General features: G+C 55.5%; 26 protein-coding genes. 13 read left to right on the forward strand and 13 right to left on the reverse strand.

Annotated features, from left to right (window positions below; translation table 11 throughout):
- Positions 1-2: 2 nt before the first annotated feature.
- Positions 3-1,385: a TolC family protein gene (locus HX773_RS18005; protein ID WP_176972668.1), complete on the forward strand. Its 1,383-nt coding sequence runs from the start codon at positions 3-5 to the stop codon at positions 1,383-1,385.
- Between the two features lie 16 nt (positions 1,386-1,401).
- On the opposite strand, the gene cysG is transcribed toward HX773_RS18005, so the two are convergent.
- The 4 genes from cysG to nirB are packed head-to-tail and all read right to left on the reverse strand — an operon-like array spanning position 1,402 to position 6,508.
- Positions 1,402-2,766, reverse strand: coding sequence for a siroheme synthase CysG (gene cysG, locus HX773_RS18010; protein WP_176972669.1), 1,365 nt, complete (start codon positions 2,764-2,766; stop codon positions 1,402-1,404).
- Positions 2,767-2,810: 44 nt separating this feature from the next.
- The gene (gene nirC / locus HX773_RS18015) at positions 2,811-3,614 is read right to left on the reverse strand and encodes a nitrite transporter NirC (RefSeq protein WP_176972670.1); all 804 of its coding nucleotides are present in this window, start codon (positions 3,612-3,614) and stop codon (positions 2,811-2,813) included.
- A 30-nt stretch (positions 3,615-3,644) separates the two neighbouring features.
- On the reverse strand, positions 3,645-3,971 hold the full coding sequence (gene nirD, locus HX773_RS18020; RefSeq protein ID WP_101762658.1) for a nitrite reductase small subunit NirD: 327 nt from the start codon (positions 3,969-3,971) through the stop codon (positions 3,645-3,647).
- Positions 3,968-6,508 (reverse strand): nitrite reductase large subunit NirB, encoded by a 2,541-nt coding sequence (gene nirB / locus HX773_RS18025; RefSeq protein WP_176972671.1) that lies wholly within the window; start codon positions 6,506-6,508, stop codon positions 3,968-3,970. The genes nirD and nirB overlap by 4 nt, the downstream gene beginning before the upstream one ends.
- A gap of 287 nt (positions 6,509-6,795) precedes the next feature.
- Here nirB and HX773_RS18030 point away from each other — a divergent pair, with 287 nt between their 5' ends.
- A complete protein-coding gene (locus tag HX773_RS18030) occupies positions 6,796-8,079 on the forward strand; it encodes a cytosine deaminase (protein WP_176972672.1) in 1,284 nt (427 codons plus the stop codon).
- A gap of 33 nt (positions 8,080-8,112) precedes the next feature.
- Here the strand turns inward: HX773_RS18030 and tsgA are convergent, their stop codons facing one another.
- Positions 8,113-9,291, reverse strand: a complete 1,179-nt coding sequence (gene tsgA / locus HX773_RS18035; protein WP_008101801.1) for an MFS transporter TsgA — start codon at positions 9,289-9,291, stop codon at positions 8,113-8,115.
- A 262-nt stretch (positions 9,292-9,553) separates the two neighbouring features.
- Between tsgA and ppiA the strand changes: the two genes are divergently transcribed.
- From ppiA to HX773_RS18050, 3 genes are all read left to right on the forward strand, one after another.
- A complete protein-coding gene (gene ppiA, locus HX773_RS18040; protein ID WP_008101803.1) occupies positions 9,554-10,126 on the forward strand; it encodes a peptidylprolyl isomerase A in 573 nt (190 codons plus the stop codon).
- A gap of 98 nt (positions 10,127-10,224) precedes the next feature.
- Positions 10,225-10,395, forward strand: coding sequence for a YhfG family protein (locus HX773_RS18045; protein ID WP_007892241.1), 171 nt, complete (start codon positions 10,225-10,227; stop codon positions 10,393-10,395).
- The gene (locus tag HX773_RS18050) at positions 10,385-10,987 is read left to right on the forward strand and encodes a putative adenosine monophosphate-protein transferase Fic (protein WP_176972673.1); all 603 of its coding nucleotides are present in this window, start codon (positions 10,385-10,387) and stop codon (positions 10,985-10,987) included. The genes HX773_RS18045 and HX773_RS18050 overlap by 11 nt, the downstream gene beginning before the upstream one ends.
- On the opposite strand, the gene HX773_RS18055 is transcribed toward HX773_RS18050, so the two are convergent.
- Positions 10,979-11,302 (reverse strand): DNA-binding transcriptional regulator, encoded by a 324-nt coding sequence (locus tag HX773_RS18055; protein WP_176972674.1) that lies wholly within the window; start codon positions 11,300-11,302, stop codon positions 10,979-10,981. The genes HX773_RS18050 and HX773_RS18055 overlap by 9 nt on opposite strands.
- Positions 11,286-11,657: a type II toxin-antitoxin system RelE/ParE family toxin gene (locus HX773_RS18060; protein WP_176972675.1), complete on the reverse strand. Its 372-nt coding sequence runs from the start codon at positions 11,655-11,657 to the stop codon at positions 11,286-11,288. The genes HX773_RS18055 and HX773_RS18060 overlap by 17 nt, the downstream gene beginning before the upstream one ends.
- Positions 11,658-11,806: 149 nt before the next feature.
- On the opposite strand from HX773_RS18060, the gene HX773_RS18065 reads away from it, so the two are divergent.
- Positions 11,807-12,382: an aminodeoxychorismate synthase component II gene (locus tag HX773_RS18065; RefSeq protein WP_176972676.1), complete on the forward strand. Its 576-nt coding sequence runs from the start codon at positions 11,807-11,809 to the stop codon at positions 12,380-12,382.
- Positions 12,383-12,469: 87 nt separating this feature from the next.
- Positions 12,470-13,690, forward strand: a complete 1,221-nt coding sequence (locus tag HX773_RS18070) for an aspartate aminotransferase family protein (protein WP_176972677.1) — start codon at positions 12,470-12,472, stop codon at positions 13,688-13,690.
- On the opposite strand, the gene HX773_RS18075 is transcribed toward HX773_RS18070, so the two are convergent.
- Together HX773_RS18075 and crp are read right to left on the reverse strand one after the other, a co-directional pair.
- Positions 13,687-15,765: a YccS/YhfK family putative transporter gene (locus HX773_RS18075; RefSeq protein ID WP_176972678.1), complete on the reverse strand. Its 2,079-nt coding sequence runs from the start codon at positions 15,763-15,765 to the stop codon at positions 13,687-13,689. The two genes, HX773_RS18070 and HX773_RS18075, sit on opposite strands and share 4 nt — an antisense overlap.
- A gap of 58 nt (positions 15,766-15,823) precedes the next feature.
- Positions 15,824-16,456, reverse strand: a complete 633-nt coding sequence (crp, locus tag HX773_RS18080; RefSeq protein WP_003852956.1) for a cAMP-activated global transcriptional regulator CRP — start codon at positions 16,454-16,456, stop codon at positions 15,824-15,826.
- 304 nt (positions 16,457-16,760) lie between these two features.
- On the opposite strand from crp, the gene HX773_RS18085 reads away from it, so the two are divergent.
- Positions 16,761-17,165, forward strand: coding sequence for an OsmC family protein (locus HX773_RS18085; protein WP_176972679.1), 405 nt, complete (start codon positions 16,761-16,763; stop codon positions 17,163-17,165).
- 51 nt (positions 17,166-17,216) lie between these two features.
- Here the strand turns inward: HX773_RS18085 and HX773_RS18090 are convergent, their stop codons facing one another.
- The 3 genes from HX773_RS18090 to HX773_RS18100 form a co-directional block, all read right to left on the reverse strand.
- Positions 17,217-18,086, reverse strand: a complete 870-nt coding sequence (locus tag HX773_RS18090; RefSeq protein WP_008101816.1) for a phosphoribulokinase — start codon at positions 18,084-18,086, stop codon at positions 17,217-17,219.
- A 61-nt stretch (positions 18,087-18,147) separates the two neighbouring features.
- Positions 18,148-18,366 carry a YheU family protein gene (locus HX773_RS18095; protein WP_007892223.1) on the reverse strand — a complete coding sequence of 73 codons (219 nt, stop codon included), beginning with the start codon at positions 18,364-18,366 and terminating at the stop codon, positions 18,148-18,150.
- Between the two features lie 2 nt (positions 18,367-18,368).
- Entirely contained in the window at positions 18,369-19,385 is a 1,017-nt protein-coding gene (locus HX773_RS18100) for a hydrolase (RefSeq protein ID WP_008101820.1), read from the reverse strand.
- Positions 19,386-19,445: 60 nt separating this feature from the next.
- Between HX773_RS18100 and HX773_RS18105 the strand changes: the two genes are divergently transcribed.
- A complete protein-coding gene (locus HX773_RS18105; RefSeq protein WP_110867604.1) occupies positions 19,446-20,048 on the forward strand; it encodes a LysE family translocator in 603 nt (200 codons plus the stop codon).
- Position 20,049: 1 nt separating this feature from the next.
- Here HX773_RS18105 and HX773_RS18110 read toward each other — a convergent pair whose 3' ends face one another.
- The gene (locus HX773_RS18110; protein ID WP_176972680.1) at positions 20,050-21,030 is read right to left on the reverse strand and encodes a LacI family DNA-binding transcriptional regulator; all 981 of its coding nucleotides are present in this window, start codon (positions 21,028-21,030) and stop codon (positions 20,050-20,052) included.
- Positions 21,031-21,263: 233 nt separating this feature from the next.
- Between HX773_RS18110 and tauA the strand changes: the two genes are divergently transcribed.
- Genes tauA through tauD form a run of 4 tightly spaced genes read left to right on the forward strand, consistent with a single transcriptional unit; the run spans position 21,264 to position 24,683 of the window.
- The gene (gene tauA, locus HX773_RS18115; protein ID WP_370463615.1) at positions 21,264-22,244 is read left to right on the forward strand and encodes a taurine ABC transporter substrate-binding protein; all 981 of its coding nucleotides are present in this window, start codon (positions 21,264-21,266) and stop codon (positions 22,242-22,244) included.
- Between the two features lie 11 nt (positions 22,245-22,255).
- Positions 22,256-23,023 (forward strand): taurine ABC transporter ATP-binding subunit, encoded by a 768-nt coding sequence (gene tauB / locus HX773_RS18120; RefSeq protein ID WP_176972682.1) that lies wholly within the window; start codon positions 22,256-22,258, stop codon positions 23,021-23,023.
- Positions 23,020-23,847: a taurine ABC transporter permease TauC gene (gene tauC / locus HX773_RS18125; protein ID WP_176972683.1), complete on the forward strand. Its 828-nt coding sequence runs from the start codon at positions 23,020-23,022 to the stop codon at positions 23,845-23,847. The genes tauB and tauC overlap by 4 nt, the downstream gene beginning before the upstream one ends.
- Positions 23,844-24,683 carry a taurine dioxygenase gene (gene tauD / locus HX773_RS18130; RefSeq protein WP_176972684.1) on the forward strand — a complete coding sequence of 280 codons (840 nt, stop codon included), beginning with the start codon at positions 23,844-23,846 and terminating at the stop codon, positions 24,681-24,683. Before tauC ends, tauD begins: the two co-directional genes overlap by 4 nt.
- Positions 24,684-24,769 lie beyond the last annotated feature (86 nt).

Raw genomic sequence — 24,769 nt, forward strand, 5'->3', positions numbered from 1 at the left:
TTATGCTCAAAATTATCATGATGACTACCATTGCATTATCATTGAGCGGATGTATTTTCACCCCAAAATATGAAAAACCAAAAAGTGTGATAGATGAAAATATGCTATTGAAATCAGGAAATACCGGTAGCACATCTTCATTAGTCGATATACTCGCCCATGATCCGATTTTAACGAATATTATTCATAATGCACTGATTAACAACTACGATTTGCAGCAAGGGATGATCAAAGTTCAATCTTCAATTCTGCAAACTAACAGCGCTACTTTGGATTATATTCCCGCAGTTGCATTTGGTGCGAGCAAGAATATAAGCATGACGAGACAGATCTCACCCTTCGATGGCAGCGCTGTACAGCAAAAAAGTAAATCGTACCAAAGCAGTCTGTCACTTAATTCATATGAAGTTGATATTTGGGGAAGGAAATTTAATGAGATAATGTCCCTGAATGATCAGAGAAAAGCATCCGAAAGTGCTGTTGCAGCCATACGTTTGACCTTGATTTCAGAGTTGAGCCGAAATTGGTATGAATTAAAATCGCTGATTAAAAGCTGGCATTTAATGAGTGCTAAACTCTCTCGCTTAAATGAAATTGAAACAACCCTCAAAGAGATTGACAGTTTAGGCCGAATTGATCCTGTCTCAATCGCTAAATTCTCACGTGGTAAAGCTAATGACGAATCCTATTCTTTGACACTTGAAAAAGAGATTAGTACGCGCATAAATAAAATTGAATATCTTTCTGGGATGTACCCTATACAGATAAATGCGATTAATTGGAAAACAGAATCTGGAGATTATCGAATACCGCTTGTCAATCAGAGTATATCATCAAAAGTGATCTTTAACCGGCCAGATGTTATCCAGGCCGAGATGAATATCACTGCGGCTAATGGCACCATCGGCGCGGCGCGGGCATCTCTTCTTCCTGTTTTTAACCTGTTTGCCAATGCCACACACACTTCCTCATCTTTTGACAATATTCTGGGTAACCTGACCAATAACTGGACGTTGACACCGTCGATGGTTATACCAATATTTAGTTTACCCAAAAACTATAGCAACCTAAAACTGGCGGATAAGCAAAAATCTTTAGCGGTGATAGAATATAAAAATACTGTGGCTCAAGCTTTGATGGATATTAAAGATTCAATTAGTGAAGTAGATGTTGCTGATAAGATTTCACAATCGTTTTCCGCTGAAGTTGTGCGTAGCAAGCAACAGATGGAGAAAATTGATTTTCGCTATCGAGCCGGATATGGAGATATCTATTCTCTTTACGAATCGGTTGATATTTTTCACAGCGCGCAATTAGAGCTTGAGAATGCGCGCCGTCAGAAAATGAGTAACACCTTAATTTTACTTAAATCTATGGGTGGCTGACACTCTAGTTTGAATGTCAGAACCAGCGTAACTGTGAACGCAGTTCCACTACGCGACCAACAATAATCAGCGCCGGACTGGCAAACTGCTGCGCCAGCGTGGCCAGCTCCGCCAGCGTTGCGGTCTCGACACGCTGCTGCGGCGTGGTGCCGTTCTGCACGATCGCCACCGGCATCGCGGCATCCATGCCGTGTTGCAACAGCTGCTGCTGGATTTCCGGCGCCTGCGCCAGCCCCATATAGAACACCAGCGTTTGCTGTTCGGCCGCCAGCTTGCGCCACTCGATTTCGCCATGCTGCTGCAAATGGCCGGTGACGAAACGCACGCTCTGCGCGTGATCGCGATGCGTCAGCGGAATGCCGCTGTAGGCGGAGCAGCCCGATGCGGCGGTGATGCCCGGTACCACGCTAAACGGGATGTTGTGCTGTGCCAGCAGTTCCAGCTCTTCACCACCGCGGCCGAAGATAAAGGGATCGCCGCCTTTTAGTCGCACCACGCGCTTGCCGCTCTGCGCCTGCTCAAGTAAAACCTGGTTGATCTGCGATTGCGGTACGCAGTGATTACCGGCTTGTTTGCCGACAAAGATGCGCTCCGCATCGCGGCGGACCAAATTGAGAATCGGCTCGGAGACCAGGCGGTCATACACCACCACATCGGCCTGCTGGATGTGCTGCAAACCTTTCAGCGTCAGTAGCCCCGCATCGCCAGGCCCGGCGCCCACCAGCACCACTTCGCCTTGCTGCGACAGCGGCGCATCGAACAAGGTCTCGACGATGTGCTCGGCGCGTGGCCGATCGCCATTCGCCAGGGTTTGCGCCAGACGATCGCTCACGAAGAAGCGCTCCCAGAAGGCGCGCCGCTGCGCCATGCTGTTAAAGCTACGCTTCACGCGATTGCGCAACGATCCGGCCAGTGACGCTAACTCACCAAGATGTTGTGGCAGCATCGCTTCGAGTTTTTCACGCAGCAAACGCGCCAGCACCGGCGCGCGGCCACCAGACGACACGGCGATCATCAGCGGCGAACGATCGACAATCGACGGCATAATCGCGCTGGCTTCCTGCGGCGCATCCACCAGATTGCAGAAGATGCGACGCAGCTCAGCCGCATCGCCAACCTGCTGATTAACCGCATCATCATCGGTGGCGGCAATCACCAGCCAACAATCCTCAAGCCAGCGCTCGTCAAACGCGCCGGGTAGTAAGGTCAACTTTCCCTGTTGTGCCCACTGCTGAAAAGCGGGGGAGAAATCCAGCGCGCCAACCTGTAAATCGGCACCGGCGTCCAGCAGCAAACGCGCTTTGCGTTCTGCCACATCGCCACCGCCCACCAGCAAACAGCGCTTGCCTTGCAGGCGGCAAAACAGCGGAAAGTAGTCCATAGCTCATCCTGAAAAAAGCCCGCGCAAGGCGGGCTGAAAAAGTGTTATGCCGTTTTGAGCGGCGCGGCTTGCGCTTCGGCCTGCGGGCGCTGCGCCTGAGGTGTGGCGTACCAGTAACCGAGGCCCATCAGCACCATGCCGGAGAACATATTGCCCAGCGTCACCCACAGCAAGTTGTGGCCGATGCCGCTTAGAGTGAAGTCCGCATTATGCTGACCAAACCACGACAGCGCAAAGACCGTCATGTTGGCAATCGAGTGTTCGTAGCCGGAAGCGATGAACGCCAGCAAACACCACCATATGGCGATGAACTTCGCCGTTCCTTCGGTACGCACCGCCATCCAAATCGCCAGACAGACCAGCCAGTTACAGAGCGCGCCTTTAAAGAACAGCGCCATGGCTGTCTGCGTGGTTTTCGCCAGCGCCGCGCTGTGCAGCAGCGATCCGGCATTCGGCAGCAGCGGACCTGCCGCATAGTAATAAATCAGCGCGACCAATACCGAACCGACAAGATTGCCCAGCCAGGTTTGCGGCAGCACGCACCACATCTGGCCTTGCTTGATGCTGCCGGCTTTGACGCCGATGGTCAGGAACATGGTGTGGCCGGTGAACAGCTCGGAACCGGCGATGATCACCAGCGTTAAGGCGATACCAAAAGTCGCGCCCATCAGCAGCGGACGATAAGCCGGATCGACCAGATTGCCGAGCGTGAAAATCAGGATAATCGCCAGGCCAACGTAAGCGCCCGCCATCGCCGAGCTGATCCAGAAGGCCAGCGGGCTGTGCTGCGCGGTACGCACAATGCGCGCCGCGTTGGCGGCGCATTTATTCAGGGTGTCAGTAAACATAGTGACGTCTCATAAAGTGAAGGAATGCTGTCAGGCGCAGATCTCAACCTTGCCATCGCGAACGCGCACCGGATAGCTGGCCACCGAGCGCGCTTCGTCTTCCAGACACAAGCCATCGCTCAGGCGGAAGCGCTGTTTTTTCAGTGGACTTGCCACCCACAGCGCCTGCTGGTGCTCCGCAATCAGACCGCGTGACAACACGCTGGCCTGGGCGAAAGGATCGATATTGCTTAAGGCGTAGAGTTGCTCATCGTCGTGCGGACGGAAGAGGGCAATCTGCTGGCCTTTGATCAGCGCGCATACGCCGGTCGCAGGCAGAATTTGGCTGAGTTCACACACCGAATGCCACTGGCTCATGCGTCGATCTCCTCAATCAGAGTGACCGCAATGCGCTCGGCGGGTTGCGCCGGACGATGCTGATCGCGTTGGTTGATGTGCTGTACCAGCGGATCGCGGCGATCGCTGTTGATGAAAGTGCTGAAGTGGCGCTGCTGTTGCGGATCCTGCACCGTCGCGGTCCATTCACATTCCACTGCCGCGCGCAGACGCGCCAGCTCCGTTTCCAGCTGCGTATTCAGACCGAGTTTGTCATCGATAATCACGCTGCGCAGGTAATCGATGCCGCCGTCCATGCTTTCCAGCCACAGCGAGGTGCGCTGCAGGCGATCGCCGGTGCGGATGTAGAACATCATGAAGCGGTCGAGATAGTGCAGCAGCGTATCGCGATCGAGATCGGCAGCCAGCAAATCGGCGTGACGTGGCTTCATGCCGCCGTTGCCGCACACATACAGGTTCCAGCCTTTCTCGGTGGCGATGACGCCGACGTCTTTGCCCTGCGCTTCGGCGCATTCGCGCGTGCAGCCGGAGACGCCAAACTTCATCTTGTGTGGGGTGCGAATGCCTTTGTAGCGATTCTCCAGCTCAATGCCGAAGCCGAGGCTGTCGCCTACGCCAAAGCGGCACCAGACGCTGCCGACGCAGGTTTTCGCCATACGCAGCGCTTTGGCATACGCTTGTCCGGTTTCGAAACCGGCATCAATCAGCTGTGTCCAGATAGCCGGCAGATCGTCACGCTGCGCGCCAAACAGGCCAATACGCTGCGAGCCGGTGATTTTGGTGTAGAGATTGTATTGCCGCGCCACGGCACCAATCGCCATCAATCCTTCCGGCGTGATTTCGCCACCGGCCGAGCGCGGGATTACCGAGTAAGTGCCATCTTTCTGAATATTGCCGAGGAACAGATCGTTGCTGTCCTGCAGCGGTGCGAGCTGTGGCTTCAGCACATATTCGTTCCAGCAGGAAGCCAGCAGTGAACCGACCGTCGGTTTACACACTTCGCAGCCGTAGCCCTGACCATATTTCGCCAGCAGCGCGTCGAACGATTTGATCTCTTCCACGCGAATCAGGTGATATAGCTCCTGACGCGAATAGGGGAAGTGCGCACACAAATGATTGTCCACTTCGATGCCCTGACGGCTCAGTTCAGCGTTCAGCACCTGAGTAATCAACGGAATACAGCCGCCGCAGCCGGTTCCGGCGCGGGTTTCGGTTTTCAGCGCCGCGACGGTGTGGCAACCGCCTTGCACCGCTTTGACGATATCGCCTTTGCTGACGTCGAAGCAGGAGCAGATTTGCGCGCTGTCCGGCAGCGCATCAGCGCCCATCACCGGTTTCTCGCCGCTGCCCGCAGGCAGGATCAGCAAGGCTGGATTTTCCGGTAGCGCGATGTTATTCAGCGCCAGCTGCAGCAGATTGCCGTAATCGCTGGTGTCACCGACCAGCACCGCGCCCAGCAGCGTGCGGTTATCTTCGCTGACGATCAGGCGCTTATAGATATTTTTCTGCTCGTCGAGCCACACGAAGCTGCGCGCGCCCGGCGTGCGGCCATGCGCATCACCAATGCCACCGACATCAACGCCCAGCAGTTTCAGCTTGGCGCTCATGTCCGCTCCGGCAAACGCGTTATCGCGGCCAACCAGCCGGTCGCTGGCGACCTGCGCCATTTTGTAGCCCGGCGCGACTAAGCCATAAATACGGTTCTGCCAGGCGGCACACTCACCAATGGCGAAGATGTCCGCATCGCTGGTCTGGCAATGATCGTCAATGGCGATACCGCCGCGCGCGCCCAGCTGCAGGCCGCACTGTTTGGCTAGCTTGTCCTGCGGGCGAATGCCGGTGGAGAAGACGATGAAATCGACATCCAGCGCGCTGCCGTCAGCAAACTCCAGCGTTTTACCGCCTTGCGCGTGATGGACGATCTGCTGGGTGTTTTTGCCGGTGTGAACGCGCACGCACATCTGCTCGATCTTACGGCGCAGCTGCTCGCCGCCCTGAGGATCGAGCTGTTCCGCCATCAGCACCGGCGCGAACTCAATGACGTGGGTTTCGACGCCGAGGTTTTTCAGCGCGCCTGCCGCTTCCAGCCCTAACAGGCCGCCGCCAATCACCGCGCCGCGTTTGCTGCGGCGTGAACAGGCTTCAATGGCGTTGAGATCTTCAATGGTGCGATAGACATAGCAATCGCTGCCTTCCGCGCCTTTGATCGGCGGAATCCACGGATAAGAGCCGGTGGCGAAAATCAGCGTGTCGTAATGCACCGCGCGACCGGTATTCGAGTGAATCAGTTTTTCGTCGCGGTTGATGGTGATGGCGCGCTCGCCGAGCAGCAGCTTTACCTGATGCTTTTCGTAATACCCTTCGCGAACCAGCGAGAGTTCTTCGGCGGTGTGATGGGAAAAATAGGCGGAAAGGTGGACGCGGTCATAGGCGACGCGGGGTTCTTCACAGAAAACGGTTATCGCAAACTGACTGGATGGATCTTTGTCGATAAGTTCTTCTATAAAGCGGTGGCCGACCATGCCGTTGCCAATAATAACGACACTGTGCTTGCTCATGCTTGCCTCAAAAATTGCGGTATCTGCGCCTACCTTAACGCGGCGCTTTTGGCGCTTATTGATGTACATCAAGCGCGCCCTTATATACCTATTTTGAGGTATGTAACTGATTTTGAACGAATTAGTTAAGTGGCTTATTTGGTTGATAATTACCCAATCTTTTTCTTCGCCGCACATTCCGTAGCGGCGCGATTCATCGCGCAATAAATTGCGCCGCTACGGAATGTGCCCACGGTGACATTGGTTTTCATGCTAGCTTTAGGTTTTGTGTTTTACAGGAGTACGGCATGGCAAACCCGTCACTGAAGTGGATCAACAACCTGCGCTTAGCGGGCCAGCAAGGCTTGTGGCAGATCGAAATCGACAACGGCAAGATTGCGCAGATTCGCCCGCAGCCGCCGCAAACTGCAGCCCAGCCTGACGCGCTGGATGCGCAGGGAGGACTGGCCAGCGCGCCGTTTATCGAGCCGCATATTCACCTTGATACCACGCAAACCGCTGGCGAACCCGCCTGGAACCAATCCGGCACGCTGTTTGAAGGCATCGAACGCTGGGCGGAGCGCAAAGCGCTGCTGAGCCATGACGATGTGAAACAGCGTGCGCAGCAAACCCTGAAGTGGCAAATCGCCAACGGTATTCAGCATGTGCGAACTCACGTCGATGTCTCCGATCCCACGCTGACCGCGTTAAAAGCGATGCTGGAAGTGAAAGCGGAAATGGCGCCGTGGATCGACATCCAGATTGTGGCGTTTCCGCAGGAAGGCATTCTCTCTTATCCCAACGGCGAAGCGTTGCTGGAAGAGGCGCTGCGCATGGGCGCGGATGTGGTGGGCGCGATTCCGCACTACGAATTCACCCGCGAATACGGCGTGGAGTCGCTGCATAAAACCTTTGCGCTGGCTAATCGCTACGATCGGCTGGTGGATGTGCACTGCGACGAGATCGACGATGAGCAGTCGCGCTTTGTGGAAACCGTGGCGGCGCTGGCGCATCGCGATGGCAACGGCGAGCGCGTCACCGCCAGCCACACCACGGCGATGCACTCCTACAACAATGCCTACACGTCGCGGCTGTTCCGTCTGCTTAAGCTCTCAAAAATCAACTTTGTCGCTAATCCGCTGGTGAATATCCATCTGCAAGGGCGCTTTGATAGCTATCCGAAACGTCGCGGCATCACGCGGGTGAAAGAGCTGCTGGAAGCGAATATCAACGTCTGCTTTGGCCACGATGATGTGTTCGATCCCTGGTATCCGCTCGGCACCGCCAGCATGCTGCAGGTGCTGCACATGGGATTGCATGTCTGTCAGCTGATGGGCTACGAGCAGATTGATAATGGATTGCAGCTGATTACCACCAACAGCGCCAAAACGATGCAGCTGACGAATTACGGCATAAGCGCAGGTAATGATGCCAGCCTGATTATTCTGCCGGCGGAGAGTGGATTTGATGCGGTGCGGCGTCAGGTGCCGGTGCGTTATTCGCTGCGCAAAGGTGTGTTAGTGGCCGCGACGCAGCCCGCCAGTAGCGAGATCTATTTAGCAGAAAAAGAAGCGGTGACGTTCAAACGCTGAAGAGCAGGGCGGACCGAGGTCCGCCCGTTAAATTTAGTGGGTGACGTGGCCGTGCTGACGATGTTTGGTCACAAAGCCGAGCAGAACACACATCACAAACACCACCGCGTACAAACCGTTAGCAGTTGAGAGCGCTGCATGTGCGCCACCTTGCGCCACGATTGGGCCGGTTACCACGAACGTCAGCATGGTGCCGACGGTGCCGCAGGTCAGGATGAAGTTCACCAGCTTTGGTGAAGAGACCTTGGTTTGCAGCGATCCCAGCGTGATGATGGTGGTGTAAATCGCGCTTGAGCTGAAGCCCAGCGTCATGATGATCCAGTGCAGCATGCTGGCGTCTTTAGAGGTGACGAACCAGTACATCAAACCGGTTGCCAGCGCGGCCAGCACCATCAGGATGCGCTGCAGATCGAAGAAGCGCAGCACGAAGCTGAACACCCACATGCCGACCATGTACGCGGTCCAGAAGTTACCCACCAGCTGACCGGCAGCGGCGATATCCATGCCCATCGATTTGGTGGCGTATTCCGGCACCCACGAGATGAAGCCGAGCTGGCCGAGGATGTAGCAGAGTGCCGCAATCGACAGGAACAGCACGCCGATGCCCCATTTCTCTTTCTCAACGCCTGGCTTAGCCGCTTCGCTTTTCAGCACCGGGAACTCAATGAACAGCGTCAGCACAAAGATGGCGACATAAATGATGCCGATGCAGGCGTAAACCCAATACCACGGCAGCGCGCGCGCCAGCAGGATACCGGCGATGATCGGGAAGATGGTGCCCGCCATGCTGAAGAACGAATCGGTAAACAGCAGACGTGCGCCGCGCTGACGGCCATCGTACAGATGGGTGATCAGGAAGGTACCGATCGACATCGTGATGCCGCTGACGACGCCAAGGATGAACATGCACAGCGAGAAGACGGTGAGATCGTGGCTGGTCATCAGTCCCGCAACGGCGAGGATCATCAGCACAAAGCCAAAGATCAGCTGGCGCTTCAACGGCACAATCACCATCAGCCAGGCGTTCAGGAACACCGACACCAAAATGCCCGCATTAAGGAATGTGAAGGTGTTGCTCATTTCTGAAATAGGGCGCTGGAAATACTGCGCGATATTGTCCAGCACCATACCGGTAACGATCACCAGTGCGCCGGTGAGCGCATAGGAGAAATAGCTAATCCAGGTAAGGCCAATGCGATTACGGTTTGTCATGTTCTGAACCTGTTAAGCGCCGAAGTTGGCAAAAAGTGTCATGAATTGTAAATGCAACTGTGATCTTAATAAACAACGAGTGAAACAAGCGGGAACTATTTCACCAGTAGTGTGATTTTCATCACGCAAATGATTGCGTGGCGGCAAAAGTATGACAATAGCAACATCCGCGTAAATATCGGTAAAACGCTGGCTCTTGGATCACATGCTCTTTACAATCAATCTCGTTTTTGAGCTAGCTCTCCATGGTAAGGAATCTTTCATGCTTAAACGTACTTTGACAGCGGCGGTTGCCCTGTTAGCGCTCTCTTCCGTATCGTCTGCCGCGCTTGCCGCAAAAGGCGATCCACATGTGCTGCTCACCACCTCTGCGGGCAATATTGAACTCGAACTGAACAACCAGAAAGCCCCGGTTTCGGTGAAAAACTTCGTTGATTACGTCAACAATGGTTTCTACAACAACACCATTTTCCACCGCGTTATTCCTGGCTTTATGATTCAGGGCGGCGGTTTCACTACCGACATGCAGCAGAAGCAAACGGTAGCGCCGATCAAAAACGAAGCCGACAACGGCTTGCGTAATCTGCGCGGCACCATTTCGATGGCGCGTACCGCAGATAAAGACAGCGCCACCAGCCAGTTCTTCCTCAACGTGGCCGATAACGCGTTCCTCGATCACGGTCAGCGTGATTTCGGCTATGCGGTGTTTGGTAAAGTTGTGAAAGGCCAGGATGTGATCGACAAGATTGCGCAGGTCCCGACTAAAGACGTGGGACCGTACCAAAATGTGCCGTCAAAACCTATTGTTATCCTCTCCGCCAAAGTCCTGCCTTAATTCTTAAACGCGCCATTTTCGCATGGCGCGTCATTTGCACTCCGGCAAAGCAAAAAATTGCTGCTTATACTTAGGGCTCATTGCTTGCCGGAGGCGCTATGACCAGCAAACTCACCGAGAAACAGAAAGCCACCTTGTGGCAGCAGCGCCGTGCTGCGAGCTATCAAGCCAGCTGCCGCCTGGCCGGTTACACGTCCAGTGAGCCGCTAATCGATGCCGAACACGCCGAAGAACGACTGGCGTCACTGAGGAGGCAATATGGCGGATAACAGCTTAGCGGTACGCGATCCCTATCTGTGGCATAACGACAGCGTGCTGAAGAATCGCCTTGATATTCATGATGAAGCCCAGCTGCGCAAAGCGGAACTGGCTTTCAGCACCGCGCGCCTGGCGACGTTAGAACTTGGCCAGCGCAGCATCGGTTTGCCACGTCTGTGCCACATTCATCGCACGCTGTTTCAGGATCTCTACAGCTGGGCGGGAGAATTGCGCACCATCGATATCTGGCGCGATGAAACGCCCTATTGTCATTGCGAATATATCGAGAAAGAGGGCAACACGCTGATGCAGGCGCTGGAGGAAGAGCGCGGCCTGGCTGACCTTGAGCAGGAAGCGTTCGTGGCGCGTATCGCGCATTACTACTGTGAGATCTTCGTGCTGCATCCGTTCCGCGCCGGCAACGGCCGCGCGCAGCGCATCTTCTTCGAGCAGCTAGCACTGCATGCCGGTTATCAGCTTTCGTGGGAAACACTCGAACGCGATGCGTGGCGCGCTGCGATCTCGGCTGGCGTCGCGGGCGATCTGGCTCCGCTTATCGCGCAGTTTGCGAAAGTGGTGAGCCCGGCAAAGATTTTACAGTAATACTTCAAGCCCGTGTTTTTGCACCACGCACAACAGCTTTAGAGAGATTCCGCCGGGGCGTTTAGCGCCGGTTTCCCACTTCTGCACGGTTGACACACTGGTGTTGAGATAGCGGGCAAAAACCGGCTGGCTAACATTCAAATTCTCGCGCAGGTTCTTAATCGCCTGCGCATCGAGCGCGGTGACATCGCTCAGGCAACGTTCATCAAAGTCACGCATGCTCTGTTTGCTGATGGCATCGGCTTCAAACAAACCGGATGCGGCGCTGTGAATGGCTTCCAAGGCCGGACTTTTAAATTTACGCGTTATGGTCATGACACATCTCCACCAATTCCCGAACGGCGAGTAGCCGATTCAGAGCCTCATTTGAAATAAGCGAGTATTGTTTTGCCAGCTCATGAAAGCCCTCAAGTTCGCTTTCACTCAGGTCACTCTGATCCTGCTTGGCGAATAAGAAGGTATAAATCCAGTTTTTACCCCCTTTGGCCAGAATGATGGCGCGATCGCGATTTTGCTGCAGACGCTTTTTAAATACGCCACCCCCCAAATCATCGACATAACCCAGTTTTACTGCTGCAATTGCCCGACAAAGCTCCTTATCGCCAATGAGATGCCGACGGGCTTGCTTACTGAACCATTTGGTTTTGAATACTCGCGTTGTAACTGACATAGTCACTCTCCAAAATATAGCACTGAGTGCGAGAGTAATCAGAATCTTTTTCGTCAGCTAGCGGGTATTAAGATTGAAGATGTTAACATGGCTTTTTTGCGACCTTTCTTGCGCCGGTTGCCCGCAATGACACACTGCTACGACCTACTATGCTGCTGTTAATCGATAACTACGACTCCTTCACCTGGAATCTCTACCAATATTTCTGCGAGCTGGGCGCGGAGGTGCGCGTGGTGCGCAACGACGCCATTACGCTGGATGAGATAGCCGCGCTGCCGCTGACGCATCTGGTGATTTCGCCGGGCCCGTGTACGCCGGATCAATCCGGCATCTCGCTCGCGGCTATTCGCCATTTCGCCGGACGCGTGCCGATCCTCGGCGTTTGCCTTGGACATCAGGCGATTGCGCAAGCTTATGGTGCGCAGGTGGTACGCGCGCGCCAGGTGATGCATGGCAAAACCTCGCTGATCCAGCACACTAATCAAGGTGTGTTTCGTGACCTGAATAATCCGCTTACCGTGACCCGCTATCACTCATTGATTGTGGCGCGCGATACGCTGCCCGCTGAGTTTGAAGTCACCGCGTGGAGCCTGCGCGACGGCCAGCCGGATGAGATCATGGGTTTCCGCCATCGCAGCTTGCCGCTGGAAGGCGTGCAGTTCCATCCGGAAAGCATCCTCAGTGAGCAAGGGCATCAGCTGCTGGCTAATTTCCTCAACGCGTAACTTATGTTTGCCTTCGTGTGATTTTTTATGCATATTTTGTGATTATAATTTCACATCAGCTCAACAAATAACCCGATGAGGTCGTCAATGGCAGCGGAAAAACTAGCGGTAACCCGGGAAACGTTCGATAACGTAATTTTGCCTGTTTATGCACCTGCGCAGTTTGTGCCGGTAAAAGGCAAAGGCAGCCGAGTGTGGGATCAGCAGGGCAAAGAGTATATCGATTTCTCTGGCGGTATCGCGGTGACTGCATTGGGCCATTGTCATCCGGCGCTGGTGGAAACGCTGAAAACGCAGGGCGAAACGCTGTGGCACACCAGCAACGTGTTCACCAACGAACCGGCGCTGCGTCTGGCGAGTAAACTGATTGCCGCGACCTTTGCCGACCGCGTGTTTTTTGGTAACTCCGGCGCGGAAGCCAACGAAGCGGCATTCAAGCTGGCGCGTTATTACGCCTGCAAAAAACACAGCCCGTTCAAAAGCAAGATCATCGCCTTCCATAACGCCTTCCACGGTCGCACGCTGTTCACCGTGTCGGTTGGCGGTCAGCCGAAATATTCTGATGGCTTCGGTCCAAAACCAGCGGATATCGTGCATGTGCCGTTCAACGATCTCGACGCGGTCAAAGCGGTGATTGACGACCATACCTGCGCCATCGTGGTCGAGCCGATTCAGGGCGAAGGCGGCGTTGTGCCGGCTACGCCAGAATTTATGCAAGGCCTGCGCGCGCTCTGTGATGAACACCATGCGCTGCTGGTGCTGGACGAAGTGCAGAGCGGTATGGGACGTAGCGGCAAACTCTTTAGCTACGAACATTACGGTATCAAGCCCGATATTCTCACCACCGCTAAAGCGCTGGGCGGCGGTTTCCCGGTGAGTGCGATGTTGACCACCAACGAAATCGCCTCAGTAATGGCGCCGGGCGTACACGGCACCACTTACGGTGGTAATCCGCTGGCGTGTGCCATCGCTGAAACCGCGCTGGATATCATCAACACGACAGAAGTGCTGGAAGGCGTCGAAGCGCGTCGTCAGCAGTTTGTTGAAGCGCTGCAAGCCATCGACAGCAAATTCGCTATCTTCAGCGAGATTCGCGGCAAAGGTCTGCTGATTGGTGCCGCGCTGAAGCCGCAGTTCGCCAGCAAAGCGCGTGACATCCTCAACGCTTCCGCCGCGGAAGGGCTGATGATTCTCACCGCCGGAACCGACGTGATCCGTTTTGTGCCGTCTCTGGTGATTGAACCGACCGATATCGCCGAAGGCATGACACGTTTCGCCAGTGCGATTGAAAAGGTGCTGGCCGCTTAATCCGCTTTCGGACGTAACACCTTGAGCCAGCGGCCATGATGCGGTCGCTGGCTCCACGCCAGCGAAGAGATGGTGTGCATTACGCTAAGGTGCTGCAAAATCCGCTTCACATGCTGTTCGACAATCGTTACCGGCCCTTCATTGAGATTCTCCGGCGCTTCCAGAATATTGCTGTCGTTACCTGGCCCGTCATACGCCAGCCGCTGCTGACAACGCTGCAGCGCGATTTCACAGGATTGCAGATAACGTTCTGCCAGCTTCGATGTCAGCATGGTGTGCTCGCGCGCCAGAATCGTCATGGCGTTAATATGCTCGACGATGAACTGACTGTGCGTGACCCACATGCGCATATCTTTCAGATATTGCAGGTTAAAGCCCGGCTCGCTCGATGCCTGGTTCAATGAGTTGAACAGCGCGTTGTGCGCCTGATTAACCTTCATGCGCTGATAAGCCAGTTTCTCTGGCGACTGTTCCGGCCCCAGCAGCAGTCGCAGCGCTTCCTGATAGGCTTCCAGCGCATCGTGCGCGTTCTTACGCAGCAGCCCGCTTTGCCACTGCGGCCACAGCCAAATCATTCCGGCAAAGGCAATTAAACAGCCCATCAAAGTATCCATCATGCGCGGCAGCAGAAATTGTGCGCCGTTAAGCGACAGCAATTGCAGCGAATACACCGCAGTGACGGTGAAGCCAATCATCGACCAGCCGTAATATTTCCGCGTGATCAGATAACTCGCCAGCGTGATCCCCAGCATAAACAGCAGCGTGATCGATTCCGGCACCGCCAGCTGCAGCGACGCGGCGGCGATCAGCAATCCGGCGAAAGTGCCCAGCGCACGGTGCTGAATACGCACGCGCGTGGCGCTGTAACCGTTCTGGCTGACGAACATGATGGTCATCAGAATCCAGTAAGGTTTGGGAATGTTGAAGAACAGCGCCAGCGAGCTGCCAAACATCAGCATTACGGCGAAGCGTGCCGCGGTGCGTAACGCGGTGGATTTGAACGACAGATAACTGCGCAGCGCCGGTAATAGCGGTAAGCGGCGCTGGCGATCGGCCATCAGGTCACGCGTATAGAGCGGCTTCTGCGTACGCAATACGCGGGCGATGCGGCTGAAGTGATACAGGCAGAAGTTGCCGACCGGATTATCCGGATGCTGGCGCGCAATTTTCTCCAGCGCGCCGAGCTGTTTCTCCATGTGAAAACGATCCGGCAGCTGATGGTAGAGAATCGCGTCCGCCAGCACGCGCAGCCGCGCCGAGATGATTTTCGCGTTCCAGCGAATCACCGCTTCGGCGTGGCTCTCCTCAACCAGCTTCTGCACCTCTTCGGGCTGATGCAAACTCACCGAGATGTGTTCCTGTAAATCCAGCGCCACCTGGAAAGCGCGCGTCAGGCGTTTGTGGCTGTTATCGCGGCTCGCCGACAGCATGTGCATTTGCTGGTAACAGGTGGTGATGAGATCGACCGCCTTTTGCTGGCGCGCCAGCAGCGGCGGCAGCGCTTTCTCCGGATCGGTCAGCTGCGTCAGTAAGGTGTATTTGGCATCGCAATAATCGGCCAGCTCGCGGAACAGCAGGCTGAGCGATTCGCGCATCGGCTGCTCTTTCCACAGCCAGAACCAGAACCAGTTGAACAAGCCGTACCACAGCGTGCCGCCAATGTAGAGCAGCGGCGGCACCCACATCGGCATACGTCCCACTAAGCTGAGCGTAAAGATGGCGGCGATGAGTGTGGCGGGCAGCAGGCGCGCGTGCAGCGGGCCGATTTCGCCGGTTACGCCAATCAGCAGCGGCAGCGCCAGCAAAATCAGCGGCAGCGGAATCTGGTAAGCGGTGAGGATCTGCATCAGGAAACTGCCGGTGGCAAACAGCGAACCACCCACAATCAGGCGTTTGAAGAAGCGTTTGTGCGGCGTATCCAGTCCCGCCATGTTGCAGCAGGCAGGCACTAACGAGAACAGCAGACCTTTTTGCAGATCGCCAAACAGCCAGCCGAGAGCCACAGGCAGGCACAGCACCAGCGTTTGCCGCAGCGCATAGTTAACTTCGGGATGATAGATGATTCGGCGCCACATCAGCTCATCGCAAATAGAAACGGCGCGATGTTGCCATCACGCCGTGGGTGAGAAGAAATTAGCGGGTGCCGTAAACGACGATGGTTTTACCGTGTGCGGAGATCAGGTTCTGATCTTCCAGCATTTTCAGGATACGACCCACGGTTTCGCGTGAGCAGCCCACGATCTGACCAATCTCCTGACGGGTGATTTTGATTTGCATCCCGTCTGGGTGAGTCATCGCATCTGGCTGTTTGGCCAGATTTAGCAGCGTTTGCGCAATGCGTCCGGTGACATCGAGGAAGGCAAGGTTGCCCACTTTCTCAGATGTCACTTGCAGACGACGCGCCATTTGCGACGAAAGTCGCATTAAAATATCCGGGTTTACCTGAATCAGCTGACGGAATTTTTTGTATGAAATTTCAGCCACTTCGCAGGCAGACTTCGCACGCACCCAAGCACTACGTTCCTGGCCTTCTTCGAAAAGACCGAGTTCGCCGATGAAATCTCCCTGATTGAGGTAGGAGAGAATCATCTCTTTGCCTTCTTCATCTTTAATCAGTACCGCTACGGAACCTTTTACGATGTAGTACAGCGTTTCCGCTTTCTCACCCTGATGGATGAGCGTGCTTTTGGATGGATATTTGTGAATATGGCAATGGGACAGGAACCATTCGAGTGTAGGGTCTGTTTGCGGTTTGCCGAGAACCATTCGCTATTATCCTCTGTTGTAATCGTGCCCAAAATACAGGGGGCATTTTTCCCTGTCAGGCGGTTTAATCGTCGAGCGTTTCCAGTAAAGGAAAAATTATTCCGGGTGGACTCTTAAGCTACGCTTTTGATTCTTCCGGCCTTCGTCTGTGATGACGAAAATATTTTCAGCACTGTTTGTAGCACAGCTTTTGCGAGCTGTCTTGTGTTGTCTCGCTTCAGCAGAAGGGGGATTACTCTGGATTGCTGTTTGTCAGGTGAAAGCGTACTCTGGCGGCAAAACCGCCGCTTCAGGAGAAAGAATAATGCAGGCACGAGTGAAATGGGTGGAAGGTCTTACCTTTCTCGGAGAATCCTCATCCGGCCATCAGGTATTAATGGACGGTAATTCCGGTGATAAAGCGCCAAGTCCAATGGAGATGGTGCTGATGGCCGCGGGCGGCTGTAGCGCCATTGACGTGGTGTCAATCCTGCAAAAAGGGCGCAGCGATGTGGCCGATTGCGAAGTGAAACTTACTTCAGAACGCCGTGAAGAAGCGCCACGCATTTTCACCCACATCAACCTGCATTTTATCGTTAGCGGTAAAGCATTGAGCGATAAAGCGGTTGCGCGCGCGGTTGATCTGTCAGCGGAAAAATATTGCTCGGTGGCGATCATGCTGGGTAAAGGTGTGGAAATTACCCACAGTTATGAGGTTGTCGAGTTGTAATCGGTCGTAGGGGAGGCATTCATGCCTCCCTTTTCACAGCCCGCACCAAACCTATTCAATCCGCTTTCCTTCAATCAGTCGCTGCACCAGCGGCAGCATAATCAGCTCCATCGCCAATCCCATTTTGCCGCCCGGCACCACCAGCGTATTGATGTGCGAAATAAACGATCCCTGAATCATCGCCAGCAGATAGGGGAACGCGATGCCTTCCAGACCACGGAAATGAATCACCACGAAGCTTTCGTCGAGCGACGGAATTTCGCGTGCGGCAAACGGGTTTGAGGTATCAACGGTCGGCACGCGCTGGAAGTTAATGTGGGTGCGCGAGAACTGTGGCGTGATGAAGTTAATGTAATCCTCCATCGAACGTACCACCGAATCCATCACCGCTTCGCGTGAATGGCCGCGCTCGCCGGTGTCACGCACCAGCTTCTGAATCCACTCAAGGTTAACAATCGGTACCACGCCAACCAGCAGATCGACATGCTCCGCCACATTTTGCTGCTGGGTAACCACGCCGCCGTGCAAGCCTTCATAGAACAGCACATCGGTGTTTTCCGGCAGCGGCTGCCACGGCGTGAAAGTGCCCGGCACCTGATTCCACGGCACCGCTTCGTCGTAGGTATGCAGATATTTGCGCGATTCGCCGAGGCCGGTTTGGCCATAATGTTTGAACGTCTGCTCCAGCAGGCCGAAGTCGTTGGCTTCCGGGCCGAAGTAGCTGATGTGACGACCGAGATCGCGCGCCTTGCGGATCGCCATGTCCATTTCCGGACGCGTAAACCGATGGAAACTGTCGCCTTCGAGTTCCGCCGCATGCAGATTCAACTGTTGGAAAATCTTACGGAAGGCGAGGCTGGTGGTGGTGGTTCCGGCGCCGCTGGAACCGGTGACGGCAATAATTGGATGCCTGGCTGACATAACAGAGCTCCCTGTGAAGTCCGGCGATGAGCATTGTTACCACGAATTGCCGCGGGGCGCATCAGCCGCGGAATTCACCCTTTGGCATAATATTGATCGATTCATGCAGTTCCGACCACACCAGCACCACGTCGCCGCGCTCCAGCTGGCGGCGCACGTCGGCGACTTTTTGCAGCAAACTGCGTTCCTGCTCGCCGTAATCGGTGCCTTCGCGTAACACGAAGGTTTCAATCAGGTTTTCCAGCGTGTCCGCTTCGAGTTCTTGCCAGGGAATAATCACAATTACACATCCAGATAGGTTGAGAGCCAGTCGGGCACGCGCTGTTCCAGCCACATTTTCGGTTTAAGCAAGGTGCCGCCAACGAAACCGACGTGGCCGCCTTGCTGCGTCAGCTGATATTGGATTGAGGCTGACAGCTGGTCAGGTTGCGGGATCACGGCGTCGGTCATAAAGGGATCGTCTTGCGCATGGATGATCAGCAGCGGTTTACGCACGCCGGTCAGCAGCGGCATCGCGCTGGCACGTTGATAATAGTCGTTGGCGTCAATAAAACCGTGCGCACGTGCGGTTATCGCATCATCAAACTCGCGTAAGCGGCGGAAAGCACGTAACTGGCTGAGATCGACCGGCAGCGTGCCGGGCCAGGCGCGCAGTTTGCGCGTGGCGTTCTTTTTCAGCTGCGTCAGTAAATAGTGCTGATAGAAGCGCGAAAAGCCGACATCCAGCTTGCCGCTGCACGGCTCAAGCGCCAGCGGCGCTGAGATGGCGATGCCGGCATCAATCGGTACATCGTGACCTTGCTGACCCAGCAGGCAAGCGAGCATGTTGCCGCCCAGCGAAACGCCGACGGCGGCGGTGGGCACGCTGCCCCATTCGCGTTGCAGCCAGTTAAGGAAGTAGGTGGCGTCTTCGGTTTCACCGGAGTGATAGATGCGCTTTAAGCGATTAGGCTCGCCGCTGCAGCCGCGAAAGTGCATCACCACCGCCAGCCAGCCGCGTGCCTGACACGCCTGCATCAGGCCGTGCGCATACGGGCTACGAAAGCTGCCTTCCAGGCCGTGAAACATCACCATGCGCGGTTTATGACGCGCCTGCGCCGGATCTTCACTCCACGCTAAATCGACAAAATCGCCGTCCGGCAGGTCAAGACGCTGCCAGTGCGGACGTAACGTAACGCGGCGACGCAGAATACGCGGCAGCAGCGTTTGCAGATGCGCGTTACTGAATCCGCGCAGTGGTTTAAAGCGCTCGCCGCTGGGGCGATCAAAATAGCTTGGGTAAAGGCTTGTCTGATGCATAAGTCGCTGATAGCTTCGATGGGTTGTTCGCTTTACTGGGTGAGGAGCACCCGAATATACATGGAACTGAGTCTTTTTTTATCAATGTTAGGTTTTCTCTGGGTCGCGGCCATCACGCCCGGGCCCAATAATATGTTACTTACCGCCTCGGGTGCTAATTTTGGCTTCCTGCGCACCATTCCGCTGCTCATTGGTATCATGATTGGTATGCAAGTCATGTTGCTGATGGTGGCATTTGGTATCGGCGGTCTCATCCTGCTTTATCCCTCGCTGCATCTCATCCTGAAGATTGCCGGTAGCCTTTACCTGCTGTGGCTGGCATGGAAAATCGCCAGCGCCGAGTATGAAAAACTGGAAACCGACGATGTCACGGTGAAGCAGATGCCGTTCTGGCAAGGCGGCTTGCTGCAGCTGATCAACCCGAAAGCCTGGCTGATGGCGCTCGGCGCGGTGGCCAGCTTCAGCCTGGCGGGCAGCGAATATCTGCATTCGGTGGTGGCGATCAGCATCGGCATGTTCATGGTGAACGTGGTTTCCGGGGTGATCTGGATGGGCTTTGGCTCGCTGATTGGACGTCTGCTGCGCAGCCCACGCGCGTGGAAAATTTTCAATCTGGCGATGGGCTTGCTCACCGCGGCGTGCGTATTGCTGATTTGGCGCTGAGTTAACTGGAAGCACGTTCAACGCGCTTCCACGGCAACACTTCATGTACCACCGACGAGTTTGGCTGGCGGATGCGTTGCAGCAACAGTTGTACGCTGCGCGCCCCCATACGATTCATCGGCTGCTCAATCGTGGTCAGCGGTGGATTCAGGCTGCTGGTAAAGTTGATGCCATCAAATCCCACCACCGCTAAATCTTCCGGCACGCGCAAACCCGCTTCCAGCGCCGCGTGTATGACGCCGACCGCCAGCACATCCGATACCGCAAACACCGCATCCGGCCGTTCCGGCTGCGTCAGCAGTTCGCGCAAGGCCGCACTGCCCGACTCGCAGGTGACATTCTCGGCGTAGGCCACGCCGCCCCAGTTGAGTTCCAGCTGCTCCAGCGCCGCGCGATATCCCTCTTCGCGCTTATGCGAATAGAGGTAGCGCATATCACAGTTCACCAGCGCAATACGGCGTCGGCCTTTGCTCGCCAGATAACGCACGGTTTCGAAAGCTGCTTCTTTATTATCAATCGCCACGCTTGAGGCAGCGATCGATGGATCGTATTCCGCGCACTGCACCCAGGGCGCATCGCCAATCAGTTCTTTCAGCTCATGCAGGCTGCTGGCGGCATCCATAGTGATCACGCCGTCGACCACTTTGCCAGTAAGCAGCGCAATGTAGGCCGCTTCGCGCCGCAGCTGCGATCCCGAGTTACACAACAGAATGTGGTAACCCTGCGCTTCCGCTTCGGCTTCAATGCCCTGAACCACGCGTGAGCAGAACGGATTGGTGATGTCGGGAATCAGCACTAACAACATATGGCTTTGCGAGGTGCGCAACTGACGCGCCAGTAAGTTGGGCTGATAGTCGCAGATGTCGATGGCCGCCAGCACTTTGGCACGCGTATCCGGGCGCACGCCGGGATTCTGGTTCAAAACCCGTGAAACGGTGGCTTTTGACACGCCAGCCAGGTGCGCGACTTTCTCAATCGACATGGATTCAGGACCGTTAGTAAAGAGTGAAAAATGAGATCTCTATCAATATCACAGCTGCTATGTGAGCGTGTGACATATTTACCGCTTTCCCTTTTCTTTCCATTTGCACTTTTTGCATAGCCTTGCCCGATGTTGATCTAAGAACGGATCGTCATTAGGGATAATTTTTAATTCCTTTATGAAATTACTGTTGCTGGAGAAACTGCCCTGACAAAAACACATTGGGGTGAATGATGATGGCAATGAAAAAAACAATAACGGCGGTCACAGCGGCTCTGGCCCTGATGGCGTTCCAGGCGCAAGCGGTCAACGTTACCGTGGCGTATCAGACGTCGGCTGAACCGGCCAAAGTGGCGCAGGCGGATAACACCTTCGCCAAAGAGAGCGGTGCCACCGTCGACTGGCGCAAATTTGATAGCGGAGCCAGCGTGTTGCGTGCACTGGCGTCGGGCGACGTGCAGATTGGTAATATCGGTTCCAGCCCGCTGGCGGTCGCCGCCACGCAAAAGCTGCCGATTGAAGCTTTTCTGCTGGCCTCTCAGCTCGGTAACTCCGAAGCGCTGGTGGTGAAGAAAACCATCAAAGATCCTAAAGACCTGATTGGCAAGCGCATCGCCGTGCCGTTCATCTCGACTACGCACTACAGCTTCCTCGCCGCCCTCAAGCATTGGGGCATCAAGCCTTCGCAAGTGACCTTAGTCAACCTGCAGCCACCGGCGATTATTGCTGCCTGGAAACGCGGTGACATCGACGGTGCTTACGTCTGGTCTCCGGCCGTCAATGAGCTGGAGAAAGATGGCAACGTGCTGACGGACTCTTCGCAGGTTGGCAAGTGGGGCGCGCCAACGCTCGATGTGTGGGTGGTGCGTAAAGACTTCGCACAGCAGCATCCAGAAATCGTCACCGCCTTTGCCCGCAGCGCCGTTGAAGCGCAGCAAGCTTACATTGCTAACCCGGATCAATGGCTGAAGCAGTCAGACAACCTGAGCAAGCTGGCGCGCCTGAGCGGTGTACCCGAAGCTGATGTGCCGGTGCTGGTGAAAGGCAATACGTACCTCACCGCGCAGCAGCAGGTGGAACAGCTCGGCAAGCCGGTGAACAAGGCGATTGTCGATACTGCCGGCTTCCTGAAAGAGCAGGGCAAAGTGCCAGAAGCGGATAGCGATTACAGCAGCTTCGTCACCACGCGCTTCGTTGCACCCTTAGCCAAATAATCGGAGGCCGCATGCTCAACATCACCAACTTAAATGCACGTTACGCCGGACAACCCGCGCTGCAGGACATTAATCTGCAACTGGATCAACGCGACCTGCTGGTGGTGCTGGGCCCATCCGGCTGTGGCAAAACCACGCTACTGAACCTCATCGCCGGCTTTCTGCCGCTGGAATCCGGCAGCATTACGCTGGATGGCAAAAAGGTGGAAGGACCGGGCGCTGAACGCGGCGTGGTGTTTCAAAATGAAGGATTACTGCCGTGGCGCAACGTGATCGATAACGTTTCGTTCGGTTTGCAACTGGCGGGAATGGCGAAGGCGGAGCGCCATACCATTGCACGCCGTTTGATCCGCAAAGTAGGACTGGAAGGTGCAGAGAAGCGTTTTATCTGGCAGCTCTCTGGGGGTCAACGTCAGCGCGTGGGCATTGCGCGTGCGCTGGCGGCTGATCCTCAGTTGCTGCTGTTAGATGAGCCGTTTGGCGCGCTGGACGCCTTTACCCGCGAACAGATGCAAACCCTGCTGCTAACGCTGTGGCGTGATACCGGCAAGCAGATTCTGCTGATCACCCACGACATCGAAGAAGCGGTGTTCCTCGCCAGCGAACTGGTGCTGCTGTCGCCGGGACCGGGCCGCGTCGTGGAACGTTTGAAACTCGACTTCGGGCAACGCTTCGCCGCCGGGGAACCGTGCCGCAGCATCAAATCCGATCCGGCGTTTATCGAACGTCGTGAATATGTACTGAATCAGGTGTTTTCCCAGCGTGAGGCGTTTATATGAGTGCGGTGATTGATGAGAAAACCCAAACGCGTCGTCGCGGACTGCGCTGGCCGTTCTCGCGCCAGTTCTCACTCAGCCTGCTCAGCGTGGGCTTATTGCTGCTGTTGTGGTGGGCGATAACCGCGCTCGGCTTAGTGGCGCCGTTGTTTTTACCGCCGCCGCAAGTGGTACTGCAGAAGCTGATCTTGATTGCCAGCCCGCAAGGCTTTATGGATGCCACGTTATGGCAGCATCTGGGTGCCAGCCTGGCGCGTATGCTGGTGGCGCTGTTCTTTGCCGCGCTGATTGGGATTCCGGTCGGCATCGCCATGGGCCTAAGCCCGGCTATTCGCGGCCTGCTTGATCCGCTGATCGAACTCTATCGCCCGGTGCCGCCGCTGGCCTATTTGCCGCTGATGGTGATTTGGTTTGGCATCGGTGAAACCTCGAAGATTTTACTGATTTATCTGGCGATTTTCGCGCCGGTGACCTTATCGACGCTGGCGGGTGTGAAGAATGCCCAGCAGGTACGGATTCGCGCGGCGCAGGCGCTTGGCGCATCGCGCTGGCAGTTGCTGCGCTACGTGATTCTGCCTGGCGCGCTGCCGGAGATTCTCACCGGCTTGCGCATCGGTCTCGGCGTAGGTTGGTCAACGCTGGTGGCGGCGGAACTGATTGCCGCTACGCGTGGACTCGGCTTTATGGTGCAGTCGGCCGGTGAGTTCCTCGCCACCGACGTAGTGCTGGCCGGTATCGCGGTGATCGCCCTGATTGCTTTTGGCTTAGAACTGGGTCTGCGCGCCTTGCAGCGCCGACTGACGCCCTGGAATGGAGAACAGCAATGAACGAACGACTTTCTTTTACCGCTCTGGGCCCGAATATCGGGGCGCAGGTTAGCGATGTCGATCTCAGCCGTCCGCTGAGTGATGCCCAGTTTGAACAGCTCTATCATGGCCTGCTGCGCCATCAGGTGCTGTTCCTGCGCAATCAGGTGATTACCCCGGAACAGCAGCGCGCGCTGGCGATTCGCTTTGGCGATCTGCATATCCATCCGGTCTATCCGCATGCGGAAGGCGTGGAAGAGATCATCGTGCTGGATACGCATCAGGATAATCCGCCGGATAACGACAACTGGCACACCGATGTCACCTTTATTCAAACGCCGCCGGCGATTGCGATTCTGGCTTCCAAACTGCTGCCAGAGAGCGGCGGTGATACCTTGTGGTCAACCGGCATTGCGGCCTATGAAGCGCTGTCTGAGCCGTTTAAGACGCTGTTGAATGGGCTGCAGGCGGAGCACGATTTTAAGAAGTCGTTCCAGGAGTACAAATACCGTAAAACCGAGGAAGAGCATCAGCGCTGGCAGCAAGCGGTGGCAAAGAACCCGCCGGTGCAGCATCCGGTGATTCGTACCCATCCGGTCAGCGGACGCAAGGCGCTGTTTGTGAACGAAGGTTTTACCACGCGTTTGCTGGGCTTGAGCGAAAAAGAGAGCGATGCGATTCTAAACTTCCTGTTTTGGCATAGTGCTAAACCGGAGTTCCAGGTGCGCTGGCGCTGGCAGGAGAATGATGTGGCGATCTGGGATAACCGCGTGACGCAGCATTATGCCAATGCGGATTATTATCCGGCGCGGCGGGTGATGCATCGCGCGACGGTGTTGGGGGATAAGCCGTTTTAAGTTGGATGGTGCTCGCATTCCCCCTCCTCGGTCCTCCCCCATAAATGGGGGAGGAAGATGCTGCCACATGTCAGTGATGAAGCTGC

Source organism: Pantoea sp. B9002 (assembly GCF_013385945.1).
In the GTDB taxonomy this organism is placed as follows: Bacteria; Pseudomonadota; Gammaproteobacteria; order Enterobacterales; family Enterobacteriaceae; genus Pantoea.

Excerpts from the sequence above, each read along its gene's own strand:
- HX773_RS18110 (WP_176972680.1), bottom strand. The coding sequence starts at position 21,030 with ATGTCGATTGAGAAAGTCGCGCACCTGGCTGGCGTGTCAAAAGCCACC.
- HX773_RS18055 (WP_176972674.1), bottom strand. The coding sequence starts at position 11,302 with ATGACCATAACGCGTAAATTTAAAAGTCCGGCCTTGGAAGCCATTCAC.
- tauC (WP_176972683.1), top strand. The coding sequence starts at position 23,020 with ATGAGTGCGGTGATTGATGAGAAAACCCAAACGCGTCGTCGCGGACTG.
- tauB (WP_176972682.1), top strand. The coding sequence starts at position 22,256 with ATGCTCAACATCACCAACTTAAATGCACGTTACGCCGGACAACCCGCG.
- HX773_RS18070 (WP_176972677.1), top strand. The coding sequence starts at position 12,470 with ATGGCAGCGGAAAAACTAGCGGTAACCCGGGAAACGTTCGATAACGTA.
- tauD (WP_176972684.1), top strand. The coding sequence starts at position 23,844 with ATGAACGAACGACTTTCTTTTACCGCTCTGGGCCCGAATATCGGGGCG.
- crp (WP_003852956.1), bottom strand. The coding sequence starts at position 16,456 with ATGGTTCTCGGCAAACCGCAAACAGACCCTACACTCGAATGGTTCCTG.
- HX773_RS18105 (WP_110867604.1), top strand. The coding sequence starts at position 19,446 with ATGGAACTGAGTCTTTTTTTATCAATGTTAGGTTTTCTCTGGGTCGCG.
- HX773_RS18050 (WP_176972673.1), top strand. The coding sequence starts at position 10,385 with ATGGCGGATAACAGCTTAGCGGTACGCGATCCCTATCTGTGGCATAAC.
- HX773_RS18065 (WP_176972676.1), top strand. The coding sequence starts at position 11,807 with ATGCTGCTGTTAATCGATAACTACGACTCCTTCACCTGGAATCTCTAC.
- tauA (WP_370463615.1), top strand. The coding sequence starts at position 21,264 with ATGATGGCAATGAAAAAAACAATAACGGCGGTCACAGCGGCTCTGGCC.
- nirD (WP_101762658.1), bottom strand. The coding sequence starts at position 3,971 with ATGAGCCAGTGGCATTCGGTGTGTGAACTCAGCCAAATTCTGCCTGCG.
- HX773_RS18005 (WP_176972668.1), top strand. The coding sequence starts at position 3 with ATGCTCAAAATTATCATGATGACTACCATTGCATTATCATTGAGCGGA.
- nirC (WP_176972670.1), bottom strand. The coding sequence starts at position 3,614 with ATGTTTACTGACACCCTGAATAAATGCGCCGCCAACGCGGCGCGCATT.
- tsgA (WP_008101801.1), bottom strand. The coding sequence starts at position 9,291 with ATGACAAACCGTAATCGCATTGGCCTTACCTGGATTAGCTATTTCTCC.
- HX773_RS18030 (WP_176972672.1), top strand. The coding sequence starts at position 6,796 with ATGGCAAACCCGTCACTGAAGTGGATCAACAACCTGCGCTTAGCGGGC.
- HX773_RS18060 (WP_176972675.1), bottom strand. The coding sequence starts at position 11,657 with ATGTCAGTTACAACGCGAGTATTCAAAACCAAATGGTTCAGTAAGCAA.
- cysG (WP_176972669.1), bottom strand. The coding sequence starts at position 2,766 with ATGGACTACTTTCCGCTGTTTTGCCGCCTGCAAGGCAAGCGCTGTTTG.
- HX773_RS18100 (WP_008101820.1), bottom strand. The coding sequence starts at position 19,385 with ATGCATCAGACAAGCCTTTACCCAAGCTATTTTGATCGCCCCAGCGGC.
- HX773_RS18090 (WP_008101816.1), bottom strand. The coding sequence starts at position 18,086 with ATGTCAGCCAGGCATCCAATTATTGCCGTCACCGGTTCCAGCGGCGCC.
- ppiA (WP_008101803.1), top strand. The coding sequence starts at position 9,554 with ATGCTTAAACGTACTTTGACAGCGGCGGTTGCCCTGTTAGCGCTCTCT.
- nirB (WP_176972671.1), bottom strand. The coding sequence starts at position 6,508 with ATGAGCAAGCACAGTGTCGTTATTATTGGCAACGGCATGGTCGGCCAC.
- HX773_RS18075 (WP_176972678.1), bottom strand. The coding sequence starts at position 15,765 with ATGTGGCGCCGAATCATCTATCATCCCGAAGTTAACTATGCGCTGCGG.
- HX773_RS18045 (WP_007892241.1), top strand. The coding sequence starts at position 10,225 with ATGACCAGCAAACTCACCGAGAAACAGAAAGCCACCTTGTGGCAGCAG.
- HX773_RS18085 (WP_176972679.1), top strand. The coding sequence starts at position 16,761 with ATGCAGGCACGAGTGAAATGGGTGGAAGGTCTTACCTTTCTCGGAGAA.